General features: G+C 50.9%; 22 protein-coding genes. 13 read left to right on the forward strand and 9 right to left on the reverse strand.

Going from position 1 to position 23134, the window contains the following annotated elements; genetic code table 11:
• Nucleotide 1 precedes the first annotated feature (1 nt).
• Both QWY20_RS07765 and QWY20_RS07770 read right to left on the reverse strand, forming a co-directional pair.
• Nucleotides 2-391 (reverse strand): type II toxin-antitoxin system VapC family toxin, encoded by a 390-nt coding sequence (locus tag QWY20_RS07765; protein ID WP_330128447.1) that lies wholly within the window; start codon nucleotides 389-391, stop codon nucleotides 2-4.
• A complete protein-coding gene (locus tag QWY20_RS07770; protein WP_330128448.1) occupies nucleotides 378-641 on the reverse strand; it encodes an AbrB/MazE/SpoVT family DNA-binding domain-containing protein in 264 nt (87 codons plus the stop codon). Before QWY20_RS07770 ends, QWY20_RS07765 begins: the two co-directional genes overlap by 14 nt.
• A 46-nt stretch (nucleotides 642-687) precedes the next feature.
• Between QWY20_RS07770 and QWY20_RS07775 the strand changes: the two genes are divergently transcribed.
• The 7 genes from QWY20_RS07775 (at nucleotide 688) to QWY20_RS07800 (ending at nucleotide 8905) form a co-directional block, all read left to right on the forward strand.
• On the forward strand, nucleotides 688-927 hold the full coding sequence (locus tag QWY20_RS07775) for a hypothetical protein (protein WP_330128449.1): 240 nt from the start codon (nucleotides 688-690) through the stop codon (nucleotides 925-927).
• Nucleotides 928-1059: 132 nt separating this feature from the next.
• Nucleotides 1060-1140: a K(+)-transporting ATPase subunit F gene (kdpF, locus tag QWY20_RS18660; RefSeq protein WP_407935412.1), complete on the forward strand. Its 81-nt coding sequence runs from the start codon at nucleotides 1060-1062 to the stop codon at nucleotides 1138-1140.
• 8 nt (nucleotides 1141-1148) lie between these two features.
• Nucleotides 1149-2876: a potassium-transporting ATPase subunit KdpA gene (gene kdpA / locus QWY20_RS07780; RefSeq protein ID WP_330128450.1), complete on the forward strand. Its 1728-nt coding sequence runs from the start codon at nucleotides 1149-1151 to the stop codon at nucleotides 2874-2876.
• On the forward strand, nucleotides 2876-4870 hold the full coding sequence (kdpB, locus tag QWY20_RS07785) for a potassium-transporting ATPase subunit KdpB (RefSeq protein WP_330128451.1): 1995 nt from the start codon (nucleotides 2876-2878) through the stop codon (nucleotides 4868-4870). Before kdpA ends, kdpB begins: the two co-directional genes overlap by 1 nt.
• A 9-nt stretch (nucleotides 4871-4879) precedes the next feature.
• Nucleotides 4880-5518: a potassium-transporting ATPase subunit KdpC gene (gene kdpC / locus QWY20_RS07790; RefSeq protein WP_330128452.1), complete on the forward strand. Its 639-nt coding sequence runs from the start codon at nucleotides 4880-4882 to the stop codon at nucleotides 5516-5518.
• Between the two features lie 14 nt (nucleotides 5519-5532).
• Nucleotides 5533-6273, forward strand: a complete 741-nt coding sequence (locus QWY20_RS07795) for a TorF family putative porin (RefSeq protein WP_330088921.1) — start codon at nucleotides 5533-5535, stop codon at nucleotides 6271-6273.
• Between the two features lie 4 nt (nucleotides 6274-6277).
• Entirely contained in the window at nucleotides 6278-8905 is a 2628-nt protein-coding gene (locus tag QWY20_RS07800) for a sensor histidine kinase KdpD (protein ID WP_330128453.1), read from the forward strand.
• On the opposite strand, the gene QWY20_RS07805 is transcribed toward QWY20_RS07800, so the two are convergent.
• Both QWY20_RS07805 and QWY20_RS07810 read right to left on the reverse strand, forming a co-directional pair.
• Entirely contained in the window at nucleotides 8902-10269 is a 1368-nt protein-coding gene (locus tag QWY20_RS07805; protein WP_407935413.1) for a TrkH family potassium uptake protein, read from the reverse strand. The two genes, QWY20_RS07800 and QWY20_RS07805, sit on opposite strands and share 4 nt — an antisense overlap.
• Nucleotides 10270-10271: 2 nt before the next feature.
• Nucleotides 10272-10925 (reverse strand): potassium channel family protein, encoded by a 654-nt coding sequence (locus tag QWY20_RS07810; protein ID WP_330128455.1) that lies wholly within the window; start codon nucleotides 10923-10925, stop codon nucleotides 10272-10274.
• 182 nt (nucleotides 10926-11107) lie between these two features.
• Between QWY20_RS07810 and QWY20_RS07815 the strand changes: the two genes are divergently transcribed.
• The 6 genes from QWY20_RS07815 to QWY20_RS07840 all read left to right on the forward strand — a co-directional run bounded on the left by QWY20_RS07815 (nucleotide 11108) and on the right by QWY20_RS07840 (nucleotide 17221).
• The gene (locus QWY20_RS07815) at nucleotides 11108-12580 is read left to right on the forward strand and encodes a TrkH family potassium uptake protein (RefSeq protein ID WP_330128456.1); all 1473 of its coding nucleotides are present in this window, start codon (nucleotides 11108-11110) and stop codon (nucleotides 12578-12580) included.
• A gap of 74 nt (nucleotides 12581-12654) precedes the next feature.
• Nucleotides 12655-13287, forward strand: coding sequence for a winged helix-turn-helix domain-containing protein (locus QWY20_RS07820; RefSeq protein WP_407935414.1), 633 nt, complete (start codon nucleotides 12655-12657; stop codon nucleotides 13285-13287).
• Between the two features lie 90 nt (nucleotides 13288-13377).
• The gene (locus QWY20_RS07825; protein WP_330128505.1) at nucleotides 13378-14919 is read left to right on the forward strand and encodes a cation:proton antiporter family protein; all 1542 of its coding nucleotides are present in this window, start codon (nucleotides 13378-13380) and stop codon (nucleotides 14917-14919) included.
• Between the two features lie 67 nt (nucleotides 14920-14986).
• A complete protein-coding gene (locus QWY20_RS07830; RefSeq protein ID WP_330128458.1) occupies nucleotides 14987-16474 on the forward strand; it encodes a DUF1538 domain-containing protein in 1488 nt (495 codons plus the stop codon).
• Nucleotides 16471-16821 (forward strand): P-II family nitrogen regulator, encoded by a 351-nt coding sequence (locus tag QWY20_RS07835; RefSeq protein ID WP_330128459.1) that lies wholly within the window; start codon nucleotides 16471-16473, stop codon nucleotides 16819-16821. The genes QWY20_RS07830 and QWY20_RS07835 overlap by 4 nt, the downstream gene beginning before the upstream one ends.
• 1 nt (nucleotide 16822) lies before the next feature.
• On the forward strand, nucleotides 16823-17221 hold the full coding sequence (locus QWY20_RS07840; RefSeq protein WP_330128460.1) for a CBS domain-containing protein: 399 nt from the start codon (nucleotides 16823-16825) through the stop codon (nucleotides 17219-17221).
• 41 nt (nucleotides 17222-17262) lie between these two features.
• On the opposite strand, the gene rnk is transcribed toward QWY20_RS07840, so the two are convergent.
• From rnk to QWY20_RS07865, 5 genes are all read right to left on the reverse strand, one after another.
• Nucleotides 17263-17673 carry a nucleoside diphosphate kinase regulator gene (gene rnk, locus QWY20_RS07845; protein WP_330128461.1) on the reverse strand — a complete coding sequence of 137 codons (411 nt, stop codon included), beginning with the start codon at nucleotides 17671-17673 and terminating at the stop codon, nucleotides 17263-17265.
• Nucleotides 17674-17774: 101 nt separating this feature from the next.
• Nucleotides 17775-20954 (reverse strand): two-component regulator propeller domain-containing protein, encoded by a 3180-nt coding sequence (locus QWY20_RS07850; protein ID WP_330128462.1) that lies wholly within the window; start codon nucleotides 20952-20954, stop codon nucleotides 17775-17777.
• A gap of 135 nt (nucleotides 20955-21089) precedes the next feature.
• Nucleotides 21090-22568 (reverse strand): NAD(P)H-hydrate dehydratase, encoded by a 1479-nt coding sequence (locus tag QWY20_RS07855; RefSeq protein WP_330128463.1) that lies wholly within the window; start codon nucleotides 22566-22568, stop codon nucleotides 21090-21092.
• Between the two features lie 7 nt (nucleotides 22569-22575).
• Nucleotides 22576-22929 carry a YdbL family protein gene (locus QWY20_RS07860; RefSeq protein ID WP_330128464.1) on the reverse strand — a complete coding sequence of 118 codons (354 nt, stop codon included), beginning with the start codon at nucleotides 22927-22929 and terminating at the stop codon, nucleotides 22576-22578.
• Nucleotides 22930-22939: 10 nt separating this feature from the next.
• Nucleotides 22940-23128 carry a YnbE family lipoprotein gene (locus tag QWY20_RS07865; RefSeq protein ID WP_330128465.1) on the reverse strand — a complete coding sequence of 63 codons (189 nt, stop codon included), beginning with the start codon at nucleotides 23126-23128 and terminating at the stop codon, nucleotides 22940-22942.
• Nucleotides 23129-23134: the final 6 nt, after the last annotated feature.

Genomic DNA, 23134 nt, shown 5'->3' on the forward strand with positions numbered 1-23134 from the left:
CTCAGGGTTTCTGAACTACGCACGAGGAAAGATTTTTGGCGGCTTTAATTAGTTTTTCGTCAAAGGTTTTGAAAGTCGGCAACTGCTGGCTTTGGGCTAAATGAAAAGCATCGGCAAAATCCAGCCCTTGCTGATGCCAGTCCAAAACTTGTGCCATCAGATACGGATTGGATAAAGCCACGTTTGGCAACCCAAATAACTTTCTAAGTGCTGCGCAAATCTGCTGGGGTTCGAAGTCGTATGCGAAGCGCAGTACCCACTCAGTTTCCAGAATCACGGTATCGGGTATAAATATTTGTTCGGCTTCGAATAGTTGAAGACTGGCCGCATACTGCACCGCATCGTCCTTGGTGAGTAGCCGGACAATGATGTTGGTATCAATTGCTATCACGCCAGGCCTTTTTCGCGGCTTGTTTCATTGCGGTTTCAATCTCTGCATTGGTCTTGCTGCTGCCAGAATAGGGCAAGCTGCCAGCAACCTCTGTCAGTGCGGTTGGGGCAAAGGGGGCTTTCGGCTTTAGCAAAACACCACCCTCTTGTTCAATCACTTGCAGCTCTAAACCTGATTCCCAGTGATGAGATTGCCGGATATGCTTCGGTATGATGACCTGGCCTTTGCTGGATAATTTGGTGGTTTCCACGGCAGCTATTTCGTAAAGTAAGACTTAGGTAAGATTATGGTGCCGGATGCAGTTTGTCAAGAATCATGGCTTTAACGAAGCAAGGTTTCTGGTGATATTATGCTTCAAAAGTTTGCTATTAACTCGCTGGCGTTTTAAAAAAATGAACAGGGTATCCAGTACATTAAGGAAAAATAGTCATATGCAGAAAATCAATCAAGACGTGCAGAAATTGGCGGCGCAGCAAAAGGCCGCAGAGCTTGAAAGCCTGTATCAACAGGACAAATTAGCAGAGCTTAATGAATAGTTTGAAGCACAGCGTCGCACTTTACACTTTCTTTATTCATACTTAGACATTCTTTATGCCATCCACGGCTTCTTAATCTAGAAAAATTACGCCAAAACCTCAGAGAATCATGCCTCCAATCAGGAGGTACCCATGAATACATTGTTGTTGCTTATCACTATTTTTCTGTTGGTCTACTTGGCATTCGCCATGTTTTACCCAGAAAAGTTCTAGGAGAAGTTATGCTTGAGGTTTCTACGATTATTTTGCTGACACTAGCACTGGCTTGGCCATTAAGTCGCTATATGGCAGGGGTGTTTAATCAAAGTCCCCACTTTAGTGATCGACTATTTCTGCCGCTTGAGTCACTTTTATACACCTTGTTAGGCGTTCAGGCTTCGCAGGGCATGACTTGGCAAGTCTATGCGAAAGCTTTTCTACTAACAAACTTGATGTTTGGTATCCTGGCATTTCTCATTCTTAAGTTTCAGCATATTCTCCCCTTAAACCCGGATGGCATAGGGGCGTTGAGCTGGGATCTTGCTTTGCATACGGCTGTTTCGTTCTTAACCAATACCAATCAACAGCATTACAGCGGTCAAGCTCAACTGACGTATCTGTCGCAAGGAACGTTAATTGTTACGTTGCAGTTTTTGACACCCGCGATGGGTTTGGCTGCCTGCTTGGCAATATTACGTGCTATGTCTGGTGGTCGTAATCATCAGAGCGCTAAAGAAGGGGAACCGCGGGATCTGGGAAACTTTTATGTTGATACGACCCGGGCGGTGTTTCGGGTACTGATGCCCATTGCCTTCGTACTTTCATTGTTGTTGGTTTGGCAAGGTACACCCAGTACCTTTCAAGGGGCAGCCATGGCGACAACCTTAGATCCTGCCACTGAGGTGGTGCAGCAAGAAATCCCTCGTGGGCCTGCGGCCGCTATGATTGCCATTAAACAACTTGGTACCAATGGCGGGGGCTATTTTGGACCCAACAGCAGCAACCCATATGAGAACCCGACTCCGCTGAGCAATGTTCTGCAACTGATCGCCATATGGTTGATCCCTATTGCACTGGTATTGATGGCCGGCTCAGTGCTTAGGAGCCGTTCATTCTCGGCGATGGCTTTTGTGGTTATGGGCGTGCTCAGTCTGAGCTTGATTACGGCGACGATATACAGCGAGCGACAGCAAAATGCAGCCTTGGCTGATTTAAGTCATCCCGGTTCGAATATGGAAGGAAAAGAATTCCGGTTTGGTTCGGATACTTCTGCACTGTGGGCAACGTTAACCACCCAAACCTCGAATGGCTCTGTCAATGCCATGCATGACTCTTTGAATCCAATCGCAGGGTTAACTACACGGGCCGGTATGCTGATCAATGCCATCTGGGGTGGTATTGGCAGCGGCTTGATTAACTTTATTGTTTATGTCTGGGTTGCTGTGTTTTTGGCGGGCTTATTGACGGGGCGAACACCTGAATTGCTAGGTCGCAAACTAGAAACTAAAGAGATAAGTCTGTTGGGAGGCTTGGTGGTATTACCTGCAGCTGTAATCTTGGTACTGACTGCGGTGACAGTGGCATTTCCATCTTTAACAGGCAACACCAATCCCGGTTTCCATGGTATTTCACAGGTCTTCTATGAGTACACTTCTGCTTTTGCCAACAATGGATCTGGTTTTGAGGGACTGGACGATGATACGCCCTGGTGGAATCTATCTGCTGTTCTTACCTTGTTGCTTGGCCGCTATTTGCCAATTATCTTGCCATTGGCTGTAGCAGGCATGATGGCCTCAAAGCGGGTTTCACAGCAATCCAGTAATGCCATTACATTATCCAGTCTGACCTTTTGCATCACGTTGGTGGTGGTGATCTTAATGTTGAATTTCCTTTCATTTCTGCCATCCGCAGTATTGGGGCCTATTGGTGAAGGTCTGGAGCTTGCGGTGATTGGTAAGGAGTCGTTCTAATGCAAACCTCTAATTTCAAGAGCATCATCATGGTTTCTTTGGTGAAGCTGTTACCGCAACATGCTTTTAAGAACCCGGTCATGTTTGTTGTCTGGCTTGGTACACTGGTGTCGTTGTTGCTTAGTTTTCAACTAATGTTGCAGCAACAGCCATTTGGATTGGCGATCAGTTGCAGTGTCATTTTATTGTTCACACTGTTGTTTGCAAACTTCTCAGAAGCTTTTGCTGAAGCTCGGGGGCAAGGCCAGGCTCAGTCCCTTAAAGCAACGCGTGCTGCGTTAAAAGCGACACGCATCAGCGCAGGGAAGCTCGATAGTGTGGATGCATCACTGTTAAAACCCGGTGATCAGGTTTTGGTCAAAGCGGGTGAGGTGATTCCTGTCGATGGTGAAATCCTTAAGGGGTTCGGTACCGTCAATGAGTCGGCGGTAACAGGAGAGTCTGCTGCCGTGCTCCGGGAAGCAAATACTGATCGTTCAAGTGTGATTGCTGGCACCATTTTGCTGACTGGTGAGCTTGTTGTGCAAGTGAGCCAGGAACCAGGTCATAGCTTTCTGGATAAAATGATTGCCCTGGTCGAGGGGGCTGAACGGAAAAAAACACCCAATGAGCAAGCGTTAACCGTGTTGCTTGCCGCTCTGACAATGGTGTTTGTGTTGGTGGTTGCGACCCTGCCTCCTATAGCGAGTTTTTTGGACGTAAGTCTGGATTATGTGATGCTGATTGCATTGCTGGTCTGCCTTATACCTACCACGATCGGCGGGTTATTGCCTGCGATTGGTATAGCTGGTATGAACCGTGCTTTACAAGCCAATGTGATTGCCAAGTCTGGTAAGGCGGTTGAAGTCGCCGGTGATATTGATACCTTATTGCTGGATAAAACGGGCACCATTACTTATGGTGATCGCCAGGCTACAGAGTTTTTACCAGTGCAAGGGGTAAGCATCACTCAGCTTGCCATAGCGGCAGGTATCAGCTCTTTGAACGATCCAACCCCGGAAGGAAAGTCTGTTCTCAAACTAACACTTGATCACACCGACCTGCCGGAAGAGGTTGCTATTCAGGAGTCCATTCCATTTACTGCTGAAACCCGCATTTCCGGAAACACCCTTACCAACCAAAGCATCGCGGTAAAAGGCTCTGCCGATGCGATCATCAAATGGGCGTTGCAACGTGAGTTGCGGATCCCGGCGAATCTTGACCTTCTGGTCAATCAGGTTGCCAAGTCAGGTGGCACCCCCTTGGTTGTTGCCATGGATACGGCCATTCTTGGTGTTGTCGCTTTAACCGATGTGATTAAACCTGGCGTCGCGGAGCGTTTTGCCAGCTTACGGGCATTGGGCGTTAAAACCATTATGGTAACAGGGGATAACCCGGTGACAGCGGGGGTGATAGCCGCGCAGGCTGGGGTGGATGACTTTGTTGCTGAAGCAAAGCCTGAAGACAAGCTGCAATTGATCCGACAAGAGCAAGACGCAGGCCGTTTGGTTGCGATGGTTGGGGATGGTACCAACGATGCGCCAGCGCTTGCCCAAGCGGACATTGGTTTGGCCATGAACAATGGTACGCAAGCAGCCAAAGAGGCTGGCAACATGGTGGACTTGGATTCGGATCCTACCAAGCTACTGGCCGTGGTTGAGATTGGCAAACAGCTGTTGATCACGCGTGGCGCTTTAACCACCTTCTCGCTGGCCAATGATGTTGCCAAGTACTTTGCCATTATTCCTGCCGTGTTTGCGGGGGCAATTCCCAGTATTGCCGCACTGAACTTTATGCAACTTCATAGTCCTGGCACTGCTGTCGTCTCTGCCTTGATATTTAATGCATTGATCATCCCTGCCTTAATTCCATTAGCCATGAGAGGTGTTCGTTTGAAAGCTGCCACAGCCGATGTGTTGTTAAAGCACAACATGCTGATCTATGGCTTGGGTGGTGTTCTGGTGCCATTCGTGGCGATTAAAGGGATTGATATGTTTTTGTCGATGTTTCTATAGGTGGCTGCAATGAACAAAATGAATCAGCAACACACTCTGTTGTTAACAGAGCTTCGGGGCGCTGCCGAGTTAAAGCGTGTTAGTGGCTTTACTCTGTTGTCCTTATTGGTCTGTGGTGTGCTCTACACGGGGTTAAGCACGCTCAGTGGAAGCCTGCTATTTCCTGAGCAGGCCAAAGGAAGTCTGATTGTGCATGATGGGGAAGTTCGTGGCTCTGTGTTGATTGCACAAGCTTTTGAGTCTGAGCGGTATGTCTATGGGCGTCCCAGTGCCGTTGATTATGACCCAACGGATACTGGTGGCAGTAACCTGGCGCCTTCCAATCCAGAGCTTAGATCGTTAGCAACTGGTTTCAGTCAGCGTATCCAGCAACGTGAGCAGGTCACTGCGCAACAGATTTCGGTTGAATTGATTTCGATGTCAGGCTCGGGGTTGGATCCGCATATATCCCCAGGGGCAGCTTCTATGCAAGCTGCACGTGTTGCTGCTGCCAGAGGCGTTGATGAGTCTGCCATTGTCGCAGTGATCAATGAGCTTACAGAGCGACCTTCATTTGGAGTTTGGGGACAGGCCAGAGTCAATGTCTTGGCGCTGAATATCGCGTTGGATGATCGCTTCCCGGTGTTGTCGACGCAAGAAACTTTGTAATCGTAGAGGATTGTATGAAAAAAATGACAGGTTTGATGACATTGAGTGCCATGATGGCTCTACAGGGCTGGTGTGGAGGCCCGGTCTGGGCCAGCACAACCCCTGCGTTTGAGTTGGCTGGAGAGGCCGTGTTGATTTCAGACTACCGTTTTCGGGGCGTTTCACAAACTGAGCGTAGCCCGGCTGTGCAGCTTGAGTATTCAGCCAGCCACACCTCGGGTTTTTACGCCACTGTCTGGGGATCGAATATCAGCTTCGGAGATGGCAGTGTGGAGCTGGATACATTGTTGGGCTGGCAAGGGGACTTCGCTGAGTCATTTGGGCTTGATGTGGGGGTGATGCGTTACTGGTACCCGAACGCCGATAGAACACAAGGCTACAATTACAATGAATGGTACGCTCACTTTTCCTGGCAACAACTTGAGCTTGGAATGCATTACAGCCCAGATTACTTTGGACAGGATGTTGGTCGATTCAGTTACTGGTTTGGTCGCTATAGCTACAGTTTGCAGAGTTATGATGTATTTATATCATTAGGTTATAATCGGTTTGATTCCAGCACGGATTTGAATCAACTTTTAGGGGCATTCGATGGCCGTAAGTCGGCCTATTGGGATTACCAGCTTGGAGTGAGCTGGAATTTTGCTGACGATTGGGCCTTTAGTTTAGCTTGGGTTGGTACCTCAATTGGGCGCAGTCAATGCCTTGAGGACTGTCAAAGTCGGGCTGTTTTTTCATTAAACCGGAGTTTTTAAATCCATGCCAGACCAACGACAAGCCGATATTTTACTGAAGCGATTGAAGCAGAATGACAAAGGAAAGTTGACCTTGTTTCTGGGGGCCGCTCCCGGGGTGGGGAAAACCTTTGCAATGCTAAGTGCAGCGAAAGTCAAAAGTGCACAGGGAGTCAATTTGTTGGTTGGTCTGGTTGAAACGCATGGTCGGGAAGATACTGAGCAGATGTTGTCGGGGTTACCCATACTACCGCCATTATCCATTCAGTATCACTCGGCCAGTATTGATGAGTTTGACCTTGATGCCGCATTGGTGCGAAAGCCTTCCTTGATTCTGGTGGATGAATTGGCACACACCAATGCACCAGGCAGCCGGAATCGCTTCCGCTATCAGGATATTGAAGAGTTACTGGCAAAAGGCATCGATGTATACAGCACAGTCAATATCCAACACATGGCCAGTTTGAATGACCTGGTGCTGAAAGTTACCGGAGTTAGGGTTCAGGAAACAGTCCCGGATCGGGTGTTTGACTTAGCCTCTGAAATACAATTTATCGATTTGCCCCCGGACGGTCTGATTGAGCGCTTGCAAGATGGTAAGGTGTATGTGCCGGATTATGCGCGCGATGCGTTGGATAGATTCTTTACCCGTGAAAATTTGACTGCCTTGCGGGAGATGGCTGTACGGGAAGTTTTGGTTCGGGTCGATTCCAATCTCTCTGAAGAACTGATGGCAAAAGCAAAGCTGCCGGGCTATAGCATCCAGGATAAGTTGCTGGTGATGATTAGTAGCAACCGAAACCACGACTATCTGATTCGGCAGGGGCGGCAGATTGCCGACCGTCGTCAGATCACATGGTATGTACTCTGGGTTGACACGGGTCGTACCTTGTCAACCTTGCAGCGTGCACGCTTAAAAGCCAGCCTTGATTTAGCCACCGAGCTTGGTGCTCAGGCGATCACCTTGCGAGGTCAGAGTAGCTTTGCCGGCGTAGTGCCTTTTTTGCAGGAAAACCGGGTAAGTACGGTGTTAGTGGGAAATCCTGCGGTTAAATGGCGTTTTTGGCGCAAACCTTTGTACCAGCGATTGATTGAAGCCGGTATGTCTTTGGAGGTCTCAGTCTATACATTGTCGGAGCATGCTCCCGCTTTGATCAAGCCGGTGACCACGAGTGGTTTTGTTGGCAGAAAGCTTGGCTATGCAGTGGGCGCAGGTGCTGTGGTCTTGGCCACCGCTCTGGCAATTTTGGCCAGTCACTATTTAAGCAGTGGCAATTTAGTGCTGCTTTATGTCGCTGCAGTTGTGGTTACAGGGCTTCGTTATGGCTCGCGACCTGCACTGTCTGCCGCGTTGCTATCATTCCTAAGCTTTAACTTTTTCCTGACAAAGCCCTTCTATACTTTTGCCGTAACCTACCAGGATGATGTCGCAACACTGATTTTTTTATCATTCATTGGCATTATCAGTGGACCGGCAGCATCGCGTGTGCGTCGGCAACTTATTTTGTTGAACGAATCCAGCCGTTTTTCTGAGAGCTTGCGGATTTTTGCTGAATCCTTAACGCGCTTTACGCAGAAGCGGGAAGTGTATCAGCAGCTTGAATCGATTTGCCAATTGCAACTGAAGTTAAGCTGCTCTGTGGTAGATAAGGAGCTATTGGAGCCATTAAGTGTTAAGGAGCAATCTGCGGTAGCCTGGGTGTTTGCCAATAATGTACCTGCCGGCCGTTTTTACAATACGCTATCGTCATTAGAAAAGACTTTTTTCCCGATCTCCAACCAGCAGCAGGTGTTTGCCGTAGCTGTGGTTTGCTTTCCATCAACAGCGACACAAATCAGTGTCTTCCAGCAGCAGTTGATTACGGCGTTATTGCAGCAGGCTGCGACCACCATGCACCGGTTGGAATTAAGCACCGCATTGGAAAGCTCGCGCCTCAAAGCCGAAGTTGAACAGTTGCGTACCGCCTTGTTGTCTTCAGTATCCCATGACTTGAAATCACCGCTGGCTGCAATGATAGGCGCTGCTGAGACTTTAAAGCATCGTCAGCAGCAATTGAGTGCGGAGGATAAAGCAGAGCTGATTGATGCGCTTTGCAGCGAAAGTAACCGACTGGAAAATTACATTCAGAATCTGCTGGATATGACCCGGCTTGGCTATGGTACCCTTAAGATTGAGCGTGATTGGGTACAGGTAAGCGATATTATTGGCAGTGCCGTACAGCGGCTGAAACGCTATCAACCGGATGCGAGGGTTCAGGTGCAGCTGCAGCAATCGGATTTGCTGATTTATGTGCATGCCGCTTTGATCGAGCAAGCACTGTTTAATGTGCTGGAAAATGCCGTGCGCTTCAATCCGCAGGATGCCCCCGTGACCATTGTGCAGTCTGTGTTGGCGCAAGATTTGCTACTGCAAGTCCTTGATCAGGGACCAGGTGTGCCAGAGCAAGACCGGGAGCATATCTTTGATATGTTTTTCGTGGTGGCATCGGGCGATAGCAAGAAGAGTAACACTGGTATGGGGCTGGCCATTTGCAAAGGCATGATAGGTGCACATGGTGGCACTGTTCGTGTACGGGAAAACCTCTCAGGCAAGGGCGCTTGCTTTGAACTGTCACTGCCGTTAAACGAACTGAACCAGCCTGAACTGCATTAACCAACCTGAAAGCGCGACTCCGGGTACTTTACTTTCTTCTGCTTGGGTGTCGCCAGAAAATAGGCCAGCGTGAGCGGTCCAAGCCGACCGGCAATCATCAGGACAATCAGTACTGTCTGGCCTGCGGCGGATAGCTCACCGGTTAAGCCGCGCGATAAACCGACCGTGCTCAAGGCGGAAACAGCTTCAAAGGCGATGTCCAGAAAGTCGGCATCTTCCATCACAGTCAAGGTAAAAATGGCCAGAAAGGTCAGCATCATGGAAACCACCGTTAGTGCCAGGGCCTTCATCACCAAAGCCGGCGGCACCGTGCGTTTCATCAGGGTCACCTGCTGGCGGCGGCGCAAAAAAGCATAGGTGGCCATCAGCAGTATGACAAAGGTGCCCACTTTGATGCCACTGGCGGTACTCAGGGAGCCACCGCCGATAAACATCAGTAGCAAGGTAAAGACGGTGGTCGCTTGCGTCAGCTCATCGGTGGGTAGGGTATTAAAACCTGCGGTTCTTGGCGTGACCGCCTGAAACCAAGCCGCCAGCGCCTGATCAGCCAGCGACAGGCTGGCTAGGGTGGCGGGGTTGCCATATTCCAGCAGCCATATGACGAAGAAAGCGATAAGGTTGATCCACAAGGTTGCCCAGAGCACCATGCGGGTGTTGGTGCTTAGCCGCAAGTGCCGGCTGTTGCTGCGAAGATCGATCAGGACTGCAAAACCAATCCCACCAATGATAAACAAGGCGGTGATGATGCCATTGACGGCGACAGAGCCGGCATAGGGCATCAGGCTATCGGCTGATAAGGCAAAGCCGGCATTATTAAAGGCCGAAATGGTGTAAAAGAAGGCGTGGTAGCTGGCTGTGGCCAGGCCAAGTTCAGACCACCAGGTGAGTGTAAGCAGCAAAAAGCCAATGGATTCGATCACCAATGAGTAAAGCAGCACGGCTTTAGCGGTCTGAACAACCCGTGCCAGGCTGGTTTGCCCCATGGCCTCCTGCGCTGCCATTTGCTGGCCTAAACCAATTTTTGCCCCCAGGCTGACCGCCGCTATCACCGCAAAGGTCATAAAACCCAAGCCTCCTGCCTGGATCAGTGCGGCAATCACCAACTGGCCAAACAAGGTGAAGTGACTGCCGGTATCCACCACCACCAGCCCCGTGACTGTCACGGCTGAGGTTGCGGTAAAGAGTGCCTGCAGCAGCGTCAGTGGGGCCGTGGTTGCCATCGGTAACAACAGCAATACGCTGCCGGTTAGGATCAGCATCAGAAAGCTCAGTGCCAGGATCGCTGGTGGGCTTAATGCCAGAAAATGTTGTCTGGTAGTTTGTATGGTGCGGTAATGGCTGGTGTGCGGATCCCAGTTTTTAATCATCAAATTAGTCTCGGAGCCAGGCTTTTTAATACGGTCAAAGGGCCAGCCAGTACCAGGGTATCGTGAGCTTCCAGTACAAAATCGGCTGGCACTGGGGAAAATACATCCTTACGGCGTTTGACTAAAAAGCCATGCACAAAGGCGCTGGCATCCTTGAGCAGCTGTGCCAGAGTCTGACCTTGCAACTTTTCGATGATCTCAATCTCAACCAGATAGATGTTGTGTCCAAGCGCCATGTATTGATTCACCATCGGGTAGTTCAGGGCTTGCGCAACCCGGATCCCCATTTCCTCTTCCGGATGAATGATGCGACTGACACCCAGCTTTGACAGAATGCTGTGATGGGATTTGGACGATGCTTTGACCCAGATATTGTTAATACCCAGGTTTTTCAAATGCAGCACACACAAGATACTGGCCTCGAGATTTTCGCCGATGGCGACTAACACTGCATCGCACTGGCCAATATTCAATTCCCTTAATGCGTCTTCATCGGTGGCATCAATGATAGCGGCATAGCTTAGTTTGTCGGCCACACGGGCAACGAACTTTTCGCAACTGTCCAGCCCTATCACCTGATGTCCCAGGCTCATAAGCTCCAACGAGGCGCTGCCACCAAAACGCCCCAGACCAATGACTGCAAATTGTGCCATCTTTGCACCTACTCCTGTGATCAGTTGGCGGCTATTAAAGCCAGTTTGGGCAAAAGCTCAAGAGGACGGCTGATTTCTTTATGAAAAATTTACGCTTCAGGCTGCTTCTATATGGCATTTTTACGGTGGAGCTGTCTTGGTTGATTTAGGATCGTCCCAGGACTAAGTGAGACTGATCATCCATGTTTGTGACCTCTGCTGCCACATCGGCCAATCGCCGCAGTGTTTTTTACCGGGTATTCGGTTATTTGTTGCTTTTTCTGGCCACGGCTGAGCTGTTAACTGCCGCCGTGTCTGCCTGGTATGCAGAGAGAACCATCTGGGCATTTTTACTGAGCAGCATCATCACCGCAGCGGTTGGTGGCAGCTTGTTGTATCTGGCCGGCCAGGAAATCAGGCTGATTAAACGCAATCTCTTTCTGGTGACGGCGTTGGGTTGGATTTTATTCAGTGCTTTTGCAACCATCCCTCTGTACCTGGCTTTGGATGGCATATCACGAGTGGATGCATGGTTTGAAGCGGTTTCGGCGGTGACCACCACCGGCTCGACCATTTTGAGTGATATTGAGTCGTTGCCAAAAGGAGTGTTGTTTTGGCGGGCATTTTTACAATGGTTTGGTGGGATTGGCATTATCGCCATGGCGGTTGCTGTGTTGCCAGCGCTGAAAGTAGGAGGCATGAAGCTATTCCAGACGGAAAGCTCAGATATTTCTGAGAAAATGCTGCCGCAAAGCAGCCGGGTATCGATGGCAATTTTGTGGGTGTATGGTGGTTTAAGTCTATTAGCGATGCTGAGCTACTGGCTGGGTGGTATGAGTGCGTTTGATGCCATTACCCATGGCATGACGTCTGTGGCGACAGGAGGTTTTGCCAACTACGATGCGTCGTTTGGACACTTTAACGACAAGCCCTGGCTGTTGTGGTTGGCTAGTCTCTGGATGTTGCTGGCTGCTTTGCCCTTTATTCTTTATGTTGGCATGCTGCGTGGCGATCCCTGGTTGCTGCTGAGGGATCCTCAGGTTCGGGCTTTTCTGCTCGTAGTGTTCATCGCAGTGCTGGGGCTGACACTCTATCTGTCTGTGCAAGGCAGGGATTGGTTTGATGCGCTGACGCAGGTAACTTTTAATGTGGTGTCGATCATTACCACCTGTGGCTATGCGTCAGAAGACTACAGCATGTGGGGCACCATGGCTTTTATTGCCTTCTTCTATTTGACCTTTAGCGGGGGCTGTGCAGGCTCCACATCAGGAGGGCTGAAAATATTTCGCAGTCAGTTGTCATTTTATCTGCTGATCCGTCAGCTCAGGTTGTTGATCCATCCGAATGCGGTCTTTGTGCAGCACTATGCCGGCAAACGGGTCGATGATCAGTTGCTTGGCTCCGTACTGTCGTTTTGCTTTATTTTCTTTGCCACGATAGCTTTGCTAGCCTTTGTGTTGTCGTTGTTCGGGCTTGATCCTATCACTTCCATCACAGGGGCTGCCACGGCAGTGAGTAATGTGGGGCCAGGCCTTGGTGATGTTATTGGGCCGGCCGGAAACTTTGCGCCATTGCCTGATGGTGCTAAATTGGCGTTGTCGCTAGGCATGCTGTTAGGGCGACTGGAAATTTTGACTCTGTTGGTGTTGTTTGTCCCCATGTATTGGCGGTACTGATACCATTTTTGAACGAGAACACAACGTTGAATGAACGTATTTTAGTGGTGGATGATGAAACACCCATCCGGCGTATGCTGAAAATTGCACTGGCCAGCGACGGCTATCAGGTCATCGAAGCTGACAGTGGGGAACAGGGCCTGGTGCAGGCTGCACGGCAGCAACCAGCACTGATGATCCTGGATCTGGGCCTACCGGATATGGAAGGTCACCAGGTCTTGCTGCAACTGCGGCAATGGTCGGAGATGCCGGTCATCGTTTTATCGGTGCGCAATCAGGATAAAGAAAAGGTCAGGGCGCTGGATCAGGGAGCTCAGGATTACGTGACCAAACCTTTTAGTGTGGAAGAGCTGTTGGCTCGGGTACGGGCTTGCCTGCGCGATCAGCGTCGAGACAGACAGCAAACCAATGAGTTTTCCGATGGCACCTTATGCATTAACTTACCGCAGCGCTTAGTCACGCTGGACGGGCAGCGTGTTGAGCTGACCCCGAAAGAGTATGCCGTGCTATCCCGGCTGGTACAGGCCAACCAGTGTGTGGTGACGCAAACTGAGTTATTGAAAGCCATTTGGGGGCCCAGTCATCAGGATGATACCCATTACCTGCGGATTGTGATCAGCCATCTGCGGCAAAAGCTCGGTGATGATCCAGCCAGCCCAAAGTACATTCAAACGGAAGCCGGGGTAGGCTACCGTTTTTTTATTTAAAATCAGATGATTTGAAAATCTGTTTGCCTTCGTTTTTGAAGCCGCTACACTGCAATCAGGAATAAATAATGCAGGTAGTGTGCCTTTATGTTGCTTGAAGCCATCTGGATTGGGTTTGCATTTTCACTGGGATTGTTGGTTCGAACCATAGGTTTACCGCCACTTATTGGCTACCTGGCAGCAGGTTTTGCCATCACGGCCGTCTCTGATCAAATTGGTCTGCCCTCCGAGAGCAGTAAAATCCTTGAGCATGTAGCCCATCTTGGGGTCTTGCTGCTGCTGTTTACTGTTGGTTTGAAGTTGGATGTACGGAAAATTATCAAGCCCGAAGTGATTGGTGGGGGCTTGATCCATTTTGCCATTTCCTGCCTGCTGATGGCTCCGGCCCTTTATTTGCTACTGGATATCAGCCTCTATACCGCCTTGATGCTTGCTATTGCGCTGGCGTTTTCCAGTACGGTACTGGCTGCCAAAGTACTGGAGACCAAACGGGAGCTGCGGGCTTTTCATGGCCGGGTGGCGATTGGTATTTTAATTGTGCAGGATTTGATTGCCCTGGTGGTGATTAGCCTGGCCGCAGGCACCTTGCCATCGCCCTGGGCGCTGTTGGTATTTGCCATCCCATTGCTGCGGCCGGTGCTTTACAGATTGCTGGATGCCAGCGGCCATGATGAACTCTTGTTGTTATTCGGCTTGTTGTTGGCACTGGTGATTGGTGGTTATGGCTTTGAGCTGGTTGGGTTAAGCGGTGAGCTGGGCGCTCTGGTGTTTGGTGCCATGCTATCGAAGCACAAGCGGGCGGTGGAATTGTCGGAGTCGCTGTGGAGCATCAAGGAATTTTTCCTGGTTGGCTTTTTCCTGCAGATTGGTATGGGTGGTTTGCCGGATCAACAAGCCTGGCTCTTTGCGGTGGTGATGGTGTTGCTGTTACCGCTCAAAGCGATCCTGTTTTTCTTCTTACTAATCTTCTTCAAACTACGGGCCCGTAGTGCTTTTTTAAGTGGCTTAAGCCTTGGGAATTACAGTGAGTTTGGCTTGATTGTAGCCAGTGTGGTGTTGCCACAGTGGTTAATCCCGCTGGCTTTAACGGTGGCATTGTCCTTTGTGGTGTCGGCACCATTAAACCGTATCGCACATCCACTGTATGAGAGGTTGTGCCGCCGTCTGTTGCCATTTGAGCGCAATATTCGCCACCCAGATGAACAGCCGGTCGATCTGGGTGACGCTGAAATACTCATTATGGGCATGGGCCGAACCGGTACCGCAGCTTATCAGCATTTGAACAGTCACTACCGATTGATTGCGATGGACTCTGATCCCTCCAAAGTAGAAAAACAAAAAGAGAATGGGATCAATATTTTCTTTGCCGATGCAGAAGATCAGGTGTTCTGGCAAGGACTTAATTGCCAGAACATCAAAGCGGTGATTTTAAGCATGAATGATGCGGAGGCGAAAATGATTGCGGCCAGTAAACTGCGGCAATACGGCTTTAGTGGTGTGATCGTCTCTCACAGCATGCATGAAGATCAGGCCGAAAAAATCCGTGCGGCCGGTGCCGATGAGACCTATTTAACCATGTCGGAGGCAGGTGTTGGCTTAGCGTCTCATGTGGCAGAGCGGTTAAAAGCTTAAAGCAGATCAATGCTGATGCCAGAGCAGCAGGGTATGATCAACTGATTAAAGCCAAACTGGAGGGAGCGTGCGTTTTTTTCAGGACTTTCTGCATCAAATACTGCATGCCAGTAAAAACCTGCTGCCCATTGTGGTGGTGGTGGTGTTCTTTCAGGCGGTGATTTTACGGCAAATGCCCAACGATCCCTGGATGCTGGCGCTTGGGCTTGGCATTGTTGCCCTTGGCGTGGCGATGTTTTTGCAGGGGTTGGAGTTCAGTATTTTCCCGGTGGGCAAAAGCTTGGCCAATCAGTTTGCCCGTAAGGGATCCATTCCTATTTTAATGGCCTTTGGCTTTGCCATGGGCTTTTCGGCCGTGGTGGCCGAGCCGGCGCTGATTGCGGTGGCGCAGCAGGCAGAACAAATCAGCGATGGCCGGGTCGATGGCCTAACACTTCGGCTGATTGTCGCGCTGTCGGTAGGGGCGGTTATGGCCATTGGCGTATTGCGCATTATTTTGGGCCATCCGATCCATTGGTACATGATCATCGGTTACATCCTGGTGGTGACGGTCACCTGGTTTGCACCGGAAGAGATTGTTGGCCTGGCTTACGACTCGGGTGGGGTCACCACCAACATTGTGACGGTGCCGTTGATTGCCGCACTGGGGTTAGGCCTGGCCGCCTCCATTCGGGGCCGTAACCCCTTAATGGATGGCTTTGGCCTGGTGGCGATGGCGGTGATGGTGCCAATGATCAGCGTGCAGCTGTATGGTATCTGGGTGTACAACGTAGCGCCTACACCGGAGCTGGCACTGGAGCTGGTTTCCAGCGAAATTAAAGCAGTGCATCCACTGCTGCAAATGCTGCTCGATCTACTGACCATGCTGCGTGATGTACTGCCGATTATTCTGGTGGTGCTGTTCTTTCAGTATCTGGTACTGCGTAAACCACTGAAAAATCCGGTTAAAGTCATTTTTGGTTTTGTGATGGTGTTGCTTGGTTTGTATGCCTTTGTGATTGGCTTAAAGCTCGGCTTGTTCCCGATAGGCGAAGGCATGGCCGAGCAGTTGATGGCGCGCAACTACCTGCCATTTATTTACCTGTTTGCCTTTATGATAGGCTTTGCTACCACCATGGCCGAGCCAGCACTGATTGCTGTTGGTGAGCAAGCCGAACAAGCCGCGCCCGGTAAATTAAAAGGCAGTGTGATCCGTATTATTGTTGCCTTAGGGGTGGCCATTGGCATTGCCGTTGGCGTGCACCGCATTATTACCGGCGATTCCATCCATTATTACATTATGGCCGGTTATTTGTTGGTCATTTTGCTGACGGCGCTGGCGCCCAAATACATTATTGCCCTGGCCTTTGATTTGGGCGGTGTGACCACCTCGGAAGTGACGGTGCCACTGGTCACCGCCCTGGGCATTGGTCTGGCTACCCATATTGAAGGACGCAATGTGTTGATCGATGGTTTTGGCCTGATTGCCTTTGCCTCGATTTTCCCCATTATTACCGTGATGGCGTACGCAATTATCATGGAGTACGCCGCCAAATTCAGGAGACAAACCGCATGAAGTTCTCAGCCCTGGTGGCCATCGTGAATGATGAATACGAAGAGCAAACCATCAAAGCTGCCCGCAAGCATGGTGCCACCGGCATTACCATACTGGCGGGTAAAGGCATTCCCTGTGATGAACGCAAAACCTTTTTTGGCTTAAGCTTTGAAGGCAGTCAGAGTGTGCTGATTATGGTGCTGGAAAAGTCATTGTCTTTGGGGGTCCTTAAAGCCATCAAAAACGTGGTGGCCAAAAATGAGGGCGGTTCTGAAGGCTTGGTTTTTACGGTGCCGCTGGAGCATTTAGCCGGCATTGATTTCAAACAAGTGCAGCGCTTTGAACAACATTTAAAAGAGGAGCTCTAGTATGGACTCGGTTCGACTGGTCAAAGACATTATGGTGAAAGAGGTGGTGACGGTATCACCTTTTACTACCCTGCGCGAAGCGCTTAGCCTGATGAAAAAGCACGATTTAAAGTCCCTGGTGGTGGATAAGCAGCAGCCGCACGATGCCTATGGCCTGATCACCCACACCAATATTTTAAAAACCATCGTGGCGGAAAGCGGCGATATTGATCTGCTGCACGTGTACGACATTTACACCAAGCCAGTGGTGGCGGTGGGCGAAGATTTAGCGGTCAAGCATGTGGCCGCTCTGATGAGCCAACAGCGTATTAAGCGGGTACTGGTGCTGAACAACAACGAACTGGCCGGCCTGGTGACGATGCAGGATATTATGGGGCCGATTTTAGAGATGGTGGAATAGGGCAGCGACGCTGCCCCTGGCAAAACACAGGCGCTGAGCGCTTAGCGATAAAACTCGCCTTTGCGCTCGGGCTGATCAACCAGTTCGACAATTTCTACCTGATCCAGTTGCCCACCCGGCATCGGCCAGTCGATGTGTTGGCCGACCGCTAAGCCAAGCAGCGCTGCGCCGACTGGTGCAAAAATCGAAATGCCATCGCTGGTCGTTGCCAGTTCTTGCGGGTAGCAAAGGGTTTTCTCAAATTCCTTGCCGCTGCTTTTGAGCTTAAAGCGCACTTTAGAATGCATAGTCACCACATTGGCCGGAACGGCTTCTGGTTCAACCAGAGTGGCGCGCTCCATTTCCAGCAATAGCTGTTCGTGTACTGGGCTTAGCTCTTTTTCTTTGGCCAGTAACGCATCAATGCGATCGTAATCCAGGCTTGAAAGAATAATCGCAGGTTGTTTGGACATTGCTATCTCCTGTCACATAAAAAAAACCGCCTGCGGAACAGGCGGGGATATCCCTTATATTGGACCTTTTTGGTAAAAATGCAAGTGGGTAGCGCCGCTGTTTATAGGGCCTCAGGTTGGCGTGGGAAGCGGACTAAAAAGCGGGTCCCTCTGGGGCTGCTCTCTTGCAACTCAATGCCGCCATTTAACACCTGACTGGCTAAGTTGTAGCTCAGATGCAAACCTAGTCCATGGCACTGGCTGCCTCGTTTGCTGGTGACAAAGGGTTCGAAAATGCGCTGCTGTATGTCAGGTGCGATGCCCTGGCCATCGTCTTCAATCAACAAATGGCACTCGGTAGCCGTAATGCTTAACTCAATACGCACCTGTTTTGAGCCGTCCATCGCAAAGGCATGCAGACAGCAGTTTTGCAGCAATTGGAAAATAATTTGCTCCAGGGCCTGGGCACGCAGCTCTAGCTGTGTTTGTGGGCAGGACAGCTGGAAGTCGATGTCCGGGTAGGCGAGCTGATAAGGCTTGATCCGCTCTTGCAGCCAGTTGGGCAGCTGAATGCTTTGCAACCGGGCATCGCTCTGATCCACCGCGACCTGTTTGAAGTGATGCACCAGATCGGCACTTCGCTCAAGGTTTTTAATCAGCAGCTGCAAATGCTCACGGCAATGCTGCAGGAAGGATTGCATTTTCTGGTTGGTGATTTGCTTTTGCTGGTAAAGCGCCGTCATTTGCTCAGTTTCATTTAACAAGACGGTGCTGGAGGTTAATCCTATACCCAGCGGGGTGTTTAATTCGTGCGCCACGCCGGCAACTACCTGCCCCAAAGATGCCATCTTTTCCTTCTCAACCAAAAGTTTTTGCGTGGCCTCCAGCTCACGTTGCTGCCTGGCAACCTGGTGGCGCAATGCTATGGCCTTACGCCGCTCTGCGTGCATTCGCCATAGATACAGAGACGTCAGCACAGCGACCAGCAAAAGCAAGCAGAGCAGGGCAAACCACCCCTTTTGCCATAGCTGAGGCAGTACCCGTATATCCAGCGTCAGCAGCTCCGGATTCCAGTCGCCCTGCGCATTGCTGCTTTGGATACGCAACAGGTAGTGCCCTGGCCAGAGGTTGGTGTAACTGAGGTGACGCTGTGAAGAGTCCAACTCTGTCCAGCTTTGATCAAAACCTTGCAACTGATAACGATAACGGATTGCGTCCGCTTGCTGAAATTCAAGGGCGGCGAACTCAACACTAAAACCACGGTGATGTGGTGCCAGTGTCAGTTGCTGCTCAGGTAATGGCGCTGCTTGCCCATCCAACTGCACAGAGGTCAGGGTCAGGTTCGGGAATCCGGTTGCGGGCTGATAGTTATCGGCATCAACCACCAATAACCCCTCGGCACTGCCAAAAAGCATCAGGCCTGAGCGGGTTTGGGTGTATGAACGAAACCATGGGGTTCCCACCACAAAGCCTTCGGTTTCAGGCAAGCTGAAACTCTGTTTGCTGGTAGGATCGTACAGATGTTGCTGTGTCCATAGACGACCATGGCTATCCTTCAGCAGGTTGGCGCCCATAGCCTGATGCTGCTTCAACCCATTGGTCACCTTACGCAACAAGGGGCGATCAGCGCTGAGTTGGTCGAGAACGTACAATCCCTGGGGAGTATCCAGCCACAGTTGCTCTTCATCTGCCAGCAAACCCAGGATGCTTAAGGTGGCTGATTCATGGTTGGCAAAGTGCACCAACCTGGCGACATCTTCGCCAGGGCGTAGCCGGTACAAACCGCCTGCACCACCACCCAGCCAGATTTGACCCAATCCATCTTCAGCAATTGCATTGATAAAGTCTGCCTGAGGTTGTGCCGCCATTAATGGATAAGACAGCAGTTGTGCAGGGGAATGTTGCCAGCGATAAAGGCCTTGTTGGGTACCAAGCCAAAGCTGCTGCTTACTGTCGATGAAAAAACGGCGAACGGTTTCATTCAATCCATTGGCCAGTGTCAGGCGCTCTATGGTTAACGTCTGAGGCTCGACAAGATATATCCCTTGCGGATAGGTTGCCAGCCATACCTTCCCATCCTGTTGCTGGATCATCGCGGTGATAAAGCCTTGCTGCAGCTGATCCGGTGAGGAACCTGGCTGCAACCGGGCGATAATGCCAGCTTCAGCTCGCAGTATATCAACACCAGAGCCGCGGGTGCCAAGCCAGATATCGCCATTATCCAACTCCAAAATGCTGGTGATATCCGGGGCAGAGATCCCCTGACGATCTTTCAGGCTGTAACGCAGCATACTTACATGCTGGGAGCTTTGATAATGCTGTAAGCCACCACCGAAACTACCTACCCAGATCCGTCGGTCGCTATCCTGAAACAGCACCCGTACATCGTTGTGTGACAGGGCGTAGCGATCAGATGGATCGGGCTCAAATCGATTGAGCAATTGCTCTGGTGTGCGCTGCCAGCGTTCAATGCCACCCAGTCTGGCCAACCAGATCTCATGCTCATTCAGGTGTAGTATGTCATGTACCGGACTGTGTACCTCTGACTTGGCTGAAATCCCGAAAGGTCTGAGTGCAGGCTCACCTTTTTGCCACCAGAACACGCCAGCATTAGCGCTGCCTATCCAGATGCTGCCATCCGGGGCTTCGCTCAGAGTAAGAACGCTTTGACCAGCTAATTGGTCAAACACTTCTGGTAGGGCTGACTCTGAGTTTAAATCAAGTCTTAGCAGTCCCTGGCGGTGACCAATCCAGAGCTGATTATCCGCATCCACCAACAAGGCCCTAACATTGATGTTTCTGAGTTCGGCAGCCTGCAGAATATCCGCCTGACCAGAGGTCGAGATCCGAGCCAGGCCATTGCGACTACCCACCCAAAGTTGTTGTTGCTGATCTTCAGCCAACGTCTGGGCGCTGTGCCAAAACGCTGCTTGCTCAGTCGGAAAGGTGTCAAAGCGTTCAAAGGCAGCAGTGTTTGGCAGGTAGCGGCTTAACCCGCCTGGCACCGCTGCAACCCACAAGTCGCCATTCTGGCGCAGCAACAACGACTGGATAAAGTTTCCATGCAGGCTGTTGCTGTGCTCTGCCTGATGGCTAAAGCGTAGAAAACGGCTGCCATCGTATCGGATCAGGCCATTGGCGGTTCCAAGCCATAAAAAACCGGTCCTGTCCTGCTCGATCGCGGTGACAATATGTTCCGGAATTTGTTGATGGTTGCCTGTTTGAAAAAATAAGGAGGGAACCGGAGGAAAGGCTTGCGCCCAAGCTGCCTGGAGCAAACTGCAGGTTATACAGACAATCATCAGCCATTTTGTGCTGTAAAAAGGGTTCTGTCTGAACAAAGAATGAACGGGCATGGTGCGATTACCGGCCTTTATTACCGCATACAACCTAAAAGATAGGTGATTAAGTCATTGAAATCAATGAGTGTAATAAATTTATCCACTGCACGGTTGATTGAGGAGGGTACGTACCTCTGTTAACAGATCAAGTGCCAACAAGCCGCGCTGGCCAAATCTGGCAGCAAGATGATCTGCTGCGGTAGCATGCAGCCAGCTGCCAAGTGCTGTGGCGGTTTCAGCATTCAGGCCTTGTGCCCACAAAGCAGCAATGATGCCGCTGAGTAAATCGCCCATGCCCGCAGACGCCATGCCTGGATTACCTGCATTCAGTAACTGCAGGTCTTTCTCACCTGCAATCAGGCTGCCATTGCCTTTAAGTAGTACTGTGGCCTGATACTGCTGATGCAGGGCCTGTACCGCTTTGAAACGATTTTGTTGCACCTCTTTGCTGCTGCACTGCAGCAAACGGGCCGCTTCACCCGGGTGTGGGGTTAAAATCAACTGCTTAAGTTGGGGAGTTGTTTGTTGCGTCAGTAAGTTAAGGGCATCCGCATCCAGCAGCACCGGTTTGTTTTGCATCAGTACTTGCTGCAACAATTGCTGGCCCCAAAACTGTTGTCCAAGGCCCGGGCCTGCCACAATAACACTGGCTTTCAGGAAAAAGGGGTGCAAATCCTGCTGTGCTTCTACGCCATGCACCATGCACTCTGGCCGGCGTGCAATCAATGCCGGAACATGCTCTTTGCGGGTCAGCACTGTCACCAGACCCGCTCCACAACGCAGTGCTGCTTCTGCGCTCAGCAAAGGGGCACCAGCCATGCCAAAGTCACCACCAACAATGACCACATGACCGGCCTGGCCTTTATGGAAATGAGCGCATCTGGGTTGTAGCTGTGCCAGTAGTTGCGCTCCGTTGACCTGTCTGGCGCTGTATTCCTGAGCAGCAAAGATGCGCTGTGGGATGGAGAGTGGCTCCAGCAGCAAGTCACCGCAGTGATCAGGCCCATCCGCCGTGAATAAACCGATTTTGTGGCCTATAAAGCCCAGCGTGACACTGGCCTTCACTGCAGAGCCCAACACCTGGCCGGTATCGGCGCACAGACCGGAAGGAACGTCAACCGCTAGTACCGGGCAGGAGGACTGATTGATTTGCTCTATGGCGCTGGCGTAATCGCCGCTGACCGGACGATTTAAACCTATACCAAAGAGTGCATCCACCACGACATCAGCTTTAAAAGCAGCGCTCAGAGCAAGCAAAGGCACCTCTGCCTGTTCCGTCGCTTTTTTTGCCATCTGCGCCGCTTTAGGCAGTAACGCGTGATCGCCGATGCACTTAACTGCAACCTGGTAGCCTTCCGCTTGGGCATAAGCAGCCAGCAGGTAGCCATCACCACCGTTGTTGCCGGCTCCTGCATACACCAGCAAACGTTTGCGACAGGGCCAGCGTTGCTTCAGCAGGCCGAGCAAGGCACTGGCAGCTTGTTGCATCAGCACAAAGTCGCCCTGAGCCATCTCAGCAATGGCTTGCTGCTCAATGTCCCGGATTTGCTCGCTGTTATAAAGCCGGCCTGTCATAGCTGGTTCAGCGCTTTCTTACCCATTGACCATCCAGTTTGACAAACTGACCGGCTGGGGTACGTTCAATCGCCCGTTGGCCGGCCCTGGCTTCCACATCGGCCACCGCAATGTTGTTGTCGCGGGCAATACGGCTGTATTCAGCACGGCGGGCATCGTTGATCAGCTCCACAATTTGCTGGGCTTCAGGGCTGGCTTGAACCACGCCGAGGTAACCGTTGACTTGTTCTCCGATCAGACCTTGCTCTTTGGCAGGGCCCAGGGCGTTCATGGCTTGTTGCAAGTTCATGGCCAGTACGGGCAGGGCAAATACCAATAACAAGGTCGCCAGCAGGGTACGAAAGGTTGTCGTTGCTTTCATCGTGCTCTCCTTAGAATAAGCCACTGGAATCACTGAACAGCTGATCCAATTCGCGGTCCACCCGGATTAAGATCTCATGTTCAATTTTAACATTGAGGTTGATGGTAATTGGCTCGGTTGGCGCTGCTACCTGCACGGTTGGGGTGCAACCGCTCAGCCACAGCGACAACGCAAGCAAGCCGATCACTTTGGTGTACATGGTGTT

Origin of the sequence: Alkalimonas cellulosilytica (assembly GCF_036325985.1) — a bacterium.
In the GTDB taxonomy this organism is placed as follows: domain Bacteria; phylum Pseudomonadota; class Gammaproteobacteria; order Enterobacterales; family Alteromonadaceae; genus Alkalimonas; species Alkalimonas cellulosilytica.